4 protein-coding genes are annotated in these 2728 nt (G+C 34.1%); 3 read left to right on the plus strand and 1 reads right to left on the minus strand.

Features of this window, described 5'->3' with window-relative positions:
- Positions 1-251: 251 nt before the first annotated feature.
- Positions 252-689 carry a helix-turn-helix domain-containing protein gene (locus L1967_RS22085; protein WP_420856434.1) on the minus strand — a complete coding sequence of 146 codons (438 nt, stop codon included), beginning with the start codon at positions 687-689 and terminating at the stop codon, positions 252-254.
- A 153-nt stretch (positions 690-842) separates the two neighbouring features.
- Here L1967_RS22085 and L1967_RS22090 point away from each other — a divergent pair, with 153 nt between their 5' ends.
- From L1967_RS22090 to L1967_RS22100, 3 genes are read left to right on the plus strand one after another with little or no spacing between them, the layout of a single operon-like run.
- Positions 843-1712, plus strand: a complete 870-nt coding sequence (locus L1967_RS22090; protein WP_249603655.1) for a hypothetical protein — start codon at positions 843-845, stop codon at positions 1710-1712.
- A complete protein-coding gene (locus L1967_RS22095) occupies positions 1693-2112 on the plus strand; it encodes a hypothetical protein (RefSeq protein ID WP_249603656.1) in 420 nt (139 codons plus the stop codon). The genes L1967_RS22090 and L1967_RS22095 overlap by 20 nt, the downstream gene beginning before the upstream one ends.
- The gene (locus tag L1967_RS22100) at positions 2087-2440 is read left to right on the plus strand and encodes a hypothetical protein (RefSeq protein ID WP_249603657.1); all 354 of its coding nucleotides are present in this window, start codon (positions 2087-2089) and stop codon (positions 2438-2440) included. Before L1967_RS22095 ends, L1967_RS22100 begins: the two co-directional genes overlap by 26 nt.
- Positions 2441-2728 lie beyond the last annotated feature (288 nt).

Below are 2728 nucleotides of genomic sequence, written 5' to 3' on the forward strand. Positions count from 1 at the left end.
ATGCGCCCGACAGGATTGCTCACTATCAAAATGAGCTGTAAAAGTGAAGATATTCATTATATTGAATTTGAGGTGAATATAATCAAAATTAAGAAATTATGAGTATTTACGGATAATCAATTTTCATATTTATTTGATTATTTTTTTCATATTGTGGGCAACTAATTTTATAAATAAAAAAGAGTGCCTACTTACCTGTGTTTCAAACCGGTTGTCGACACTTTTTCAAATCTTTGATATTTTTTTCTTCACTAATTCTTATCTGATAATTTCTCCAAATAAGCCACTTTTTCCTTCTCAGCTTGAAGTAAACGTTCGTAAAGCCTTTCTTTTTCTTCATAAGCCTGAACTAATTTATCTAAAGGATTAAAAGTACAGTTAGTAGCAGCAAATGTTCCTTGACTATTACTGAAACTGTTATCATTAAAATTATTAAAGAAATTAATAACTTTTTCCTCCGAAAAGTTCTCTATAGCTTCTTTACTTACCCCTAATACCTTAGCCACTTTCTCCAACTTTTCATCTTCAATATGCTCGCTTTGCTCTAAACTGGATACGCTTTGTTGGCTGATCCCTAATTCTGCGGCAAGTGCTTCCTGCTTCATGCCTCGAAGTTCTCTGATTCGGCTGATCTTTCTACCGATATGACTGGTTTTTGTTGCTGTATTCATAATCTCAAAGATAAACATTCTTTTTTAAAGTTTAGCTCATCACTCTTTGCAGTAAAAAACAAGATATGCATTGTTTTTTACTGGTCATTCTGGTTCGCTACGGTCAGTTCTTTTTAAAACTTGAAGGCTCATTGACCATCACTGAAGTTTCACTTTAAAGCCTTTTGATCTATGCTTACCAACTTGCACCCTCCCAAAGTTATCGAATTTGCGTTAGCCCAAATTACGGAAATCCTCAAAAAACATATCGAAATTACAAGTTTATACTATTTCGGCATGCAATCATCGGCACAGGGAACTCATAATTCCTTGAATAATGATGCTTCCAAGCAACAGCAACACTATCATTTTTATTTGTTGCTATTGAGCAAGCATATTCCCTCCAATTCGGTTGCTAACCTTCCAGATATTGTCCATCAAGATTCCGGCGGAAAATATACTATCAGTTTATTGCTCTATATGCCAAAACAGTTAATAGCTGCTTCTGATCACAATAAATACTTCTTTTCTAAAATAATCCAATCAGGTGGTTTGGTTGAGGGTTCTCCTTTTGAATTAGCTTCTTTACAACTCAGCCAAATTCCTGAACTGGATACTAAGGGCATAACCAACTACACACGAGATCGAATAGCAATAGCAAAACATTGTCTAAACTTAAGTGCTAAGGGAGAAAGCGCTGAATTAATAAGCGCACATTTAATACGATTATCTTTTGAACAACTTTGCTTAGGCACTATTTATGCATTTCTGCATTACCATCCGCAACATCACCATCCGTTATACCTTTTTAAACTCGTTCAATTTTGTCATGAAATACCTATCAATGTTTTTTCAGAAAACCTATTTGAACAGTCCCCACTAAAAAGCATCTTTTGCTTTCACCATACTGAACTTCGCTATCGAAATAGCTCATTATTTTCAGTAGCAGACCTTCACATGGCACATTCTTATTGCCAATGTCTTTTATATTATCTCTTACCAATTGTAAATCATCAATTACAAACTTTAAAAACAGCATCCCATGAAAACGAAAAAACTTGATCAACTAAAATTGATACAGCTAAAGAGAATTGGAACTACTGAGTATGGTTTAAAAAAGGAAGAAACCAAACGGCATACTTTTAGAAATGCCACCGTTCGCTTTGAAGATTATACCGATTACATCATGCGCATTACATCATTACTGGAAGTCTGTGTGCTAGCCTTAGATGGTGAAGGTGATTTTCATTCGAAAAACTTAAGCCACCAAAGTAAAACTTCCAGTGTTCAATTAGTGATAGAAATGGTCATTGAACTAATGCCCGATGGTGATATGTTTCAATTGGAACAAATTATAGCCATACTGGAAAACGACACGGACTACATTCATTTCCCCAAGAAACTCAAAAAAGAAATCCTTAAAAACCAAGAACGTTATGAAAAAGGAAAAACTCATCAATAAGCTTCTGGAATTGAAGCAACATCATATGCTGCACTTAACATCTGATAACAGTAGAAAAAGAAAATGCTATAAGGGCAATTATAGAGTTAACAGTCACTTCGATCTAATGTTATTGATCATAAACCTAATTAAGGTTTGTGTTGTTGCATTAGAAGAAAATCAACAAATATGTGATCAGGAAGTACCCAATCCCAAACAAAATGTTATGGAAGTACTTCATTTTATCATCCAGCTTATTCCATCGGAAGAATTGGCTTTAATCGATAAGCTCTCGGAATTATTGGAAAATATAGAACAAGAAAATAAAGTGGCTACTGAAAATTCCTAAAATTGGGTGTCACATAGAAAGTGTACACGAATTTGAAGTAGGTACTTTTTATCAAATTGCGTGCTAATTCAAGATGTGTGCCTGTGGACACAATCTTGGTTGCGCCCCATGGTTGCAACGAAAAAAAAGAGATTTTTATGAGAAAATTTTATTTAGGTGTTTTCGAGTTTGATTATCCGTAAATACTCATAATTTTTTAATTTTGATTATATTCACCTCAAATTCAATATAATGAATATCTTCACTTTTACAGCTCATTTTGATAGTGAGCAATCCTGTCGGGCGCAT

This window comes from Zunongwangia pacifica, assembly GCF_023499215.1.
GTDB lineage: Bacteria > Bacteroidota > Bacteroidia > Flavobacteriales > Flavobacteriaceae > Zunongwangia > Zunongwangia pacifica.